The sequence below is a fragment of the Eubacterium sp. AF22-8LB genome (genome assembly GCF_003458715.1).
Classification (GTDB): Bacteria; Bacillota_I; Bacilli_A; order Erysipelotrichales; family Erysipelotrichaceae; genus Holdemanella.
Genome location: NZ_QRVI01000046.1, coordinates 1 through 6,995, shown reverse-complemented (window position 1 = coordinate 6,995; position 6,995 = coordinate 1). Strand labels below are relative to the sequence as shown.

The window sequence follows — 6,995 nt, the reverse complement described above, 5'->3', positions numbered from 1 at the left end:
AAAAGCCGTACATAAACGACATTTGGCTATTTTGGCTATGAGCAAGTGTTAAACTCCCGATGTTGTCATGGTTTTATTGTCACTAGTAGAAATACTAAGAATTACATTCATTATCATATAAAAATGTAAAAGACACTAGCTCACCACCCCAATGGATTAAACTGGTGTCGATACATTAGTAATTCAGAGGACCGCTATATCCAGTAGTCTTTCTGTATCTGTATTATACCGATAAAGGAATGTTTATGGAAATATGAAAGCCTTATTTTCAGACAAATACAAGCAGTTAGTAAATGATGTAAATTGATTGCATAGTTATATTATGATATAATTTACATATATTATGGAGGCAATATTATGTATCATATACGAGAATCTATCAGGCCATCTGCTGATTTAAGAAACCACTATAATGAAATTTCAAAACAATGTCGGGAAGAGAATGAAGCTGTAATTATTACAGTAAATGGGCGTGGTGATACGGTTTCTTTATCTTATGATGAATACAAAAGTATGAAGTCAAGAATTGAATTGTTGGAATTGCTTGCAGAAGCTGATGAAGATGTTGCGAACGGAAGAGTATCACCTATTCAAGACACTTTTAATGATTTAAGAGTTATGCTAAAAGGAAAATAAAATGAAATATACTATTGTGCGTACTGATACTGCAGATATTGGTATTCGAAAAATTGTAATGTATATCGCAAGAAATTTCGGTGAAGATACTGCTTTAAAAAAGCTGAATGATTTAGAAAAGAATATTTATCTGTTGGAAGATAATCCATATTTAGGAACCATACCTAGATATCCGGTTTTAAAACGACAAGGTTATAAGGTGTTGATACTAGAAAAAGACTTGATATTTTACAAAATCAACGAAGATAAAAAACAAATTATTATTTATGCGGTCGTAGATCAACGTCAGGACTATCTGAATATTATTCAAGGATTGTAAATTGTTTATTAAAAAATCAAAAATTTATAGAATAATATTTATAGACCTCACCACGCCTCTGATTTATCATGCGCAACCCGGTGGGGCTTTTTCTTATCAGAAAGTAGTGATAATTGGTATAATACATTAGAAAATAACAAAGGGTGTTTCTAGTTAATGTGGTTAGAAACATTTTTTCTAATATGTAGAACTATTATGTATTGATTTCAGTTAAAAATACGGTCGAAAAGAAAAAATATGATTGAAATCACGCATAAAAACAGTCATAAAAAAATACGATGGATTTTATGACTGATTATACATATAATATAATTAAAAAAAGAGTGGAAAGGAGTCTATATGCGAGAAACAAGAATACTAGAATTTAAAGAAAAAATTACGAACACTTTTCTAAAAACAGTGAGTGCCTTTTCGAATTATGATGGTGGAGAGATTCTCTTTGGAGTGGATGATGATGGAAATATAAAAGGTTTGTCAGATGTTAAACAAGCTTGTTTAGATATTGAAAATAAAATCAATGATAGTATTTCGCCTCAGCCAAACTATACTTTAGAAATCCAAAATAATGAGCAAACGATAAAATTAAGTGTAAAGAGTGGTCTTCAGAAGCCGTATTTGTATAAATCAAAAGCGTATAAGCGAAACGATACTTCAACTATAGAAGTAGATACATTAGAGTTTTCAAGACTTGTCTTAGAAGGAAAAAATATTCGGTTTGAAGAATTGCCTTGTAAAGATCAAAAGTTGTCTTTTGAAATTTTGCAAAGTAAGCTTAAAGAAAAAATTCAGATTGAAACTTTTAATAGAGATACTTTAAAAACATTGAACCTATATGATGATGTGAATGGTTTTAATAATGCAGCTGGTCTTTTAGCGGATAAAAATCATTTTCCTGGTTTTGATATGGTAAAATTTGGAGAAAATATCAGCGTTATACAAAAGAGAATTACTTTTGAAAATACATCTGTTTTAGATATATACGAAAAAGCTCTTAGTGTATTTAGAGATTATTATCAATATGAAGTGATTCAAGGAGCGGATAGGAAAATGGTGGAAAAGATTCCTGAAGCGGCATTTAGAGAAGCCATTGCGAATGCTTTGATCCATAGAGTATGGGATGTGGATTCACAAATTAGAGTATCTATGTTTGATGATAAAATAGAAGTTGTATCTCCAGGTGGATTACCATCGGGAATAACGGAGGATGAATATTTATCAGGCAAACTTTCGGTTTTAAGAAATAGAAATCTTGCGAATGTCTTTTATAGATTGGGGTTTGTTGAAATATTTGGAACAGGTATTACAAGAATTAAACAAGTTTATTCTGAAGCATTGATAAAACCAAGTTTTGAAGTATCAGAGAATGCGATTCAAATTGTACTTCCTGTGTATGAAGAGAGTACAAATTTAACGGAAGATGAAAAAGTAGTGTATAAACTTTTGAGTAGAAATATGTTGAAATCAATGAGTGAAATTGCACCATATATATCCTTTGGTAAATCCAAAACAACAAAGTTATTGAAAGATATGGAACAAAAAGGTGTAATCGCAATTGAAGGTAAAGGTAAAGGAACGAAATATAGAATTAAATAAAATGAAAACATTTGACGATATGCTTGCTAAACAGTTGCAGAACGATGAGTTCAAGAAAGAATATGAAGCCATTCAACCAGAAATGAATGAAATTAGAGCTAGTGTAGATGCTAGAACTTCACAAGAATAATAAATATGGCTTTAGGCTAACTGTTTTTTAAAATAAGTTGAGATGGTACTAATATTGTGTAAGAGGATGATTTTTTGTTCTTTTAGAATACTAAATCGTATCTAATTCAACGAAAATAACACGTTTTAGATCAAATAGGAACTATTGAATATAATTCACAATGTTTTCACATTGAAGTTTTATAATTAGAAGTGCTACTGGATGTAGTAATGGTGAATCCTCTGAATTAAAATGATATCTGCTTGAGTTCTCGGCAGATCCTTCAATTTTTTTGTAAGAGGAGAAGATGTCTATGTATATCTATATATTGATGTTGCTCTTGAGTAATGGACTAGTAAAAAATACTAAGAATCACAGTAATTATCAAGGAGTAATTGAAAATGATACAAATTCGACCTGTTTCAGATCTTAGAAATAAGTTTCCGGAAATTGAAGCTATTGTAAAAGAAGGTCAGCCAGTATATCTGACTAAAAATGGTTATGGAGCTATGGTTGTTTTAAGTTTAGAAGAATATGCAAGCTTGATTGACAACGTTGAAATAAAGTTAGATGAAGCGGATAGATAAGCAAATATGACAGAAGAACGTCTTTCTCATGAAGATGTGTTTGGTAATATAAGGAAAATCGTAAATGGAAAGTAAATCCTTCAAATTAAGGTACTTACCTATTTTCGAACAAGACTTGATGAGTGCGGTAAATTACATAAAAAATGTTTTAAAAATGAAGATGCAGCTATTCGTTTAGTTGACGATATAGAAGATGCTATATTGGAAAGACTCAAAAATCCTACATTATTCGAAATATACCCATCCATAAAGAAACGTGATTACCCGTATTATTGAATTTATATACGTAATTATGTCGTATATTATGTAGTAATTGATGATGTGATGGAAATACGAAGATTGATGTATGGTGCAAGAAATACAGATAAATATTTGTAAGTAAAGGAGTTTTGACTATGAAGAAAGTGCTTTTTATTTGCCACGTCACTCTTTGAAAGCTTCTTCATAAAGTCAGTAAAATCAAGGCTTGGAAGGCATTGGCGGTTAGAAAATAACTCGAAAATAATCCGCGGGATTTTTGTGCAGATATTATATGTAAATATAGATGATGTTTGGAACGCAACATGATAGAATGGTTACAAGAAAAATTTGTAGGAATATAAAGATATGGAATTAAGATTATTACGTTATTTTTTGACAGTAGCAAAAGAACAGAGCTTTACAAAAGCAGCAGAACAATTGCATATTACCCAGCCAACGCTTTCCAGACAAATGGCGTCATTTGAAGAGAACCTGGGAATAACATTATTTATTCGAAGCGGGAAGAAAATTACACTTACTGATGAGGGGATTCTATTAAAAAGGCGTGCCCTGGAGATTCTTAATCTTGAGGAAAGGACGCTTAAGGAACTGAACAGGAAAGAAGATGTTGTGGAGGGTACCATAACCATTGGCTGTGGTGAATTTGCGGCAGTAGAAACATTGGCGAAAATATGCAAAACATATAAAGAAAAATACCCATTGGTTCAGATTGTACTTCATACTGCAACAGCAGATACGGTGTATGAAATGATGAATAAAGGTCTTGTAGATATTGCGTTATTCATGGAACCGGTGGACACTGAAGGGCTGGATTATATTCGGATTTTGGATTGTGACCACTGGTGTGTTGGAATGCGCCCAGATGATCCGCTGGCAGAAAAAGAGTTTATAAAAAAAGAAGATCTCATAGGAAAACCATTGATTCTGCCAGAAAGAACGAATGTTCAAAGCGAACTTGCCAATTGGTTTGGGAAAGACTTTTCGAAACTGCAGATTGCTTTTACAAGTAATCTTGGAACGAATGCCGGAGTTATGGCGGCAAATGGACTGGGGTATCCGGTATCGATCGAAGGTGCTGCAAAGTATTGGCGGGAGGATATTCTTGTACAGCGAAGAATTTATCCTGAAATCACGACAAGCACTGTGATTGCCTGGAGACGGAACATCCCATATTCGCTGGCAGTCCGTAGAATGATAGAAGAAATATATGCTTTTCGGGCATAAAACAAAATTCAATATAAGCATTAGACATAATGAAGTGATAGAACTTAAAATAGATGTGTAAGATGAATGTAAATCTTATACATCTATTTTTTCTGTGAAAAATACGCAAGGAAAGAGGTTTTGTATTATGTGTAAAAAATTAGTTGCATTTTTTAGTGCAAGTGGAACAACAAAAAAAGTAGCAGAGATGATTGCAGAGGAAGTAAAAGCGGATTTGTTTGAGATTGAGCCGAAAGTTCCATATACAAAGTCTGATCTTGACTGGATGGATAAAAAATCCAGAAGCAGTGTGGAAATGAGTGATAAGAAATACAGACCGGAGATTATGAAAAAAGAAATGGATATGAGTTCTTATGATGAGATCCTTCTTGGATTTCCAATCTGGTGGTATGTGGCTCCGACAATCATCAATACATTTTTGGAAACTTATGATTTTGGCGGTAAAAAAATCGTGCTTTTTGCAACATCCGGTGGAAGCGGATTTGGGAACACTGTGAAAGAATTGCAGCCATCTGCACCAGACGCAGTTATTACAGAAGGCAGATTGCTAAATCGTGGAACAAAACAGGAAATTAATGAGTGGATAAATTCTTTGTAAATAATAGTGTTATGGAGCTAACTATATAAAATTCAAGTATTTTTTATGAAAAAGTTTGAAAATATAAAATAACTAGATTTTTTAGTTAGTTTTATATTGATTTTTGAAAATGTGAATATTGGATTAATTTTAGGCATGACGAAAAGAACTTTTAAAATTCGATTTTTTAAAAGTTCAAATGCTTTAGATGCATTTGTCTTATCTTAATAATGCAGGATCAAATGATTTTCCTGTTTCTAGTAAATGATAAATGATTCTAAGCAGCTTCCTAATGCAGTGACCTTGAGCACAACGGTGTCCTTTACCTTGAGAAATCTTTAGTCGATAGTATTTCTTAAATACAGGATTATTGTTAATTACAGTCAGTATGATTTGATACAAAGTCTTTCTAAGATACTTAGATCCCTTCTTGGTTATGCCAGTGTGCTGGGCGTTGTATTGACTCGATTCATAGTGGTAAGGTGCAACTCCTGCAAATTTAATGATCTGAGAAGGCTTGGAATAATTGCCAATATCTCCTAATTCGGCTAAAATAGAAGTACCAGAGAAATGAGAAATCCCTGGAATGCTTAGGATAGGAGAGTTGTTTGTGATTGAGAACTCTTCTATTTTTTTATCTATTTCAGCGATTTGCTCTTTAATAAGCATGATTTGGCTTACCAAGTGTTTGATCTGTATAGTTTCAACTTCGGAAGAGATTCCAATAGAATTCTTAGCGCATTCTTTTAACTTTTCAGGAGTCAATGAAATACGATTGCCCTTACCTTTGATTTCAAAACATTTACGGATTGTACGAATGTCTGTAGAAGCAATAGCTTCAGCGCTGCCAAACGTTTTAAGAAGATTCATGTAAACAACGCCATATTTCGAGCTGAACAAAGTGTTGAATTCAGGGAAAACAAGATCAATCGATTTCTGTAGTCGATTACAGTAAACATTGAGCTCTTCTTTTAAATTGTGGTGATGACGAGTCAGTTGTCTTTGTTCGTACAAATCAAAACGGTCAACTTTAGTAATACGATACTGTTTCTTGCGCTCAGGAGTATCTAGAACATCACAAATGGTGATTGTATCCAGCTTGTCATTCTTAGTAATGCAACCTTCCATCTTGCGTGTAAGATCTGTAGTTTTAGGGTTGATTAAGGCAACAGTATATCCGTTGCTAAGAAGAAACTTAAGAAGAGCAACATGGTAATGCCCTGTGTCTTCCATACCTAACAGAATTGATTTTTTAGAATATGGTTTAAGAGAGTTGATCAGAAAGTCAAATCCTTCTTTGTTGTTAGAAAAAGAAGAAGGTGTAACATTGAATTCACCGGTTTCCTTGTCCATAACACAGAAGTGATGACTGTTCTTTCCAACATCGATACCAACTAATTTCATAAATAAACATCCTTTCTTGATTAAAATTTGTGAAAATGGTTATCCACAACACTTAGACCACAAAACCTGGTTCAAAATACGAATTCAAAGACTCATCTAACTAATCACTGTTTTGGAATAAGGTGTGGTAAGAACCTCCATAAAGTAGTCAAGCTACAGGGTATAAATATACAAATCCACGTTCACATATTCAATTTTACAAATTAACAAAACCGTCTTCAACCACGGTTATTAAAGGTTGAAAGAAAGGAGAAGTATATTGTAGATGACCGGTTAGATGGGTCA

Annotated in this window: 7 protein-coding genes and 1 pseudogene; 7 read left to right on the top strand and 1 reads right to left on the bottom strand. The window is 33.0% G+C overall.

Going from position 1 to position 6,995, the window contains the following annotated elements:
• Nucleotides 1-357 precede the first annotated feature (357 nt).
• The 7 genes and pseudogenes from DWY01_RS11040 to DWY01_RS11010 all read left to right on the top strand — a co-directional run bounded on the left by DWY01_RS11040 (nucleotide 358) and on the right by DWY01_RS11010 (nucleotide 5,327).
• Nucleotides 358-636, top strand: coding sequence for a type II toxin-antitoxin system Phd/YefM family antitoxin (locus DWY01_RS11040; RefSeq protein ID WP_117996170.1), 279 nt, complete (start codon nucleotides 358-360; stop codon nucleotides 634-636).
• 1 nt (nucleotide 637) lies between these two features.
• Nucleotides 638-955 carry a type II toxin-antitoxin system RelE/ParE family toxin gene (locus DWY01_RS11035; RefSeq protein WP_117996169.1) on the top strand — a complete coding sequence of 106 codons (318 nt, stop codon included), beginning with the start codon at nucleotides 638-640 and terminating at the stop codon, nucleotides 953-955.
• 339 nt (nucleotides 956-1,294) lie between these two features.
• Complete coding sequence (locus DWY01_RS11030; RefSeq protein ID WP_117996168.1) at nucleotides 1,295-2,548, top strand: RNA-binding domain-containing protein; 1,254 nt, start codon at nucleotides 1,295-1,297, stop codon at nucleotides 2,546-2,548.
• A 1-nt stretch (nucleotide 2,549) separates the two neighbouring features.
• Nucleotides 2,550-2,678, top strand: coding sequence for a hypothetical protein (locus DWY01_RS11920; RefSeq protein WP_256372092.1), 129 nt, complete (start codon nucleotides 2,550-2,552; stop codon nucleotides 2,676-2,678).
• A 380-nt stretch (nucleotides 2,679-3,058) separates the two neighbouring features.
• A pseudogene (locus DWY01_RS11025) lies at nucleotides 3,059-3,319 on the top strand (type II toxin-antitoxin system Phd/YefM family antitoxin).
• A gap of 531 nt (nucleotides 3,320-3,850) precedes the next feature.
• Entirely contained in the window at nucleotides 3,851-4,729 is an 879-nt protein-coding gene (locus DWY01_RS11015) for a LysR family transcriptional regulator (protein WP_117996167.1), read from the top strand.
• Nucleotides 4,730-4,856: 127 nt separating this feature from the next.
• Nucleotides 4,857-5,327, top strand: a complete 471-nt coding sequence (locus DWY01_RS11010; protein ID WP_117996166.1) for a flavodoxin — start codon at nucleotides 4,857-4,859, stop codon at nucleotides 5,325-5,327.
• A gap of 198 nt (nucleotides 5,328-5,525) precedes the next feature.
• Here DWY01_RS11010 and DWY01_RS11005 read toward each other — a convergent pair whose 3' ends face one another.
• A complete protein-coding gene (locus DWY01_RS11005; protein WP_117996165.1) occupies nucleotides 5,526-6,710 on the bottom strand; it encodes an IS110 family transposase in 1,185 nt (394 codons plus the stop codon).
• Nucleotides 6,711-6,995: the final 285 nt, after the last annotated feature.